This window comes from Staphylococcus sp. HMSC06C11, from assembly GCF_001808345.1.
Classification (GTDB): domain Bacteria; phylum Bacillota; class Bacilli; order Staphylococcales; family Staphylococcaceae; genus Staphylococcus; species Staphylococcus capitis.
Window position 1 is genome coordinate 8,925 of sequence record NZ_KV793041.1, and the last position, 292, is coordinate 9,216.

The following is a 292-nucleotide window of genomic DNA, read 5'->3' on the forward strand; positions in this document are numbered from 1 at the left end:
CAAAGTGACTATGCCACGTAAAGAGACAACACCGGATTCTCCGGCTATCGAAGCAAGTGAAGAGTACATCAATGTAGAGGTAACACCGAAAGATGAATCAACGAAATTAGTGATCAATTACACAAATCCAGAAGGCCATTCTGATTCAATCATCGCAAACAAAAATGGAGGTGCTTGGTTATTAAACAAACAAGTACCGCATATTGTGATAGACGATAGAACCGGAAAAGTAACTATAGGTCATCAAGTCGTACAAGCAGAAAGTGAAATTATAGCAACAGAAATAAAAGGC

The 292-nt window shown here is 38.7% G+C and carries 1 pseudogene; it reads left to right on the forward strand.

Features of this window, described 5'->3' with window-relative positions:
- Positions 1–10 precede the first annotated feature (10 nt).
- A pseudogene (locus HMPREF3154_RS11530) lies at positions 11–292 on the forward strand (hypothetical protein); the annotation flags it as partial.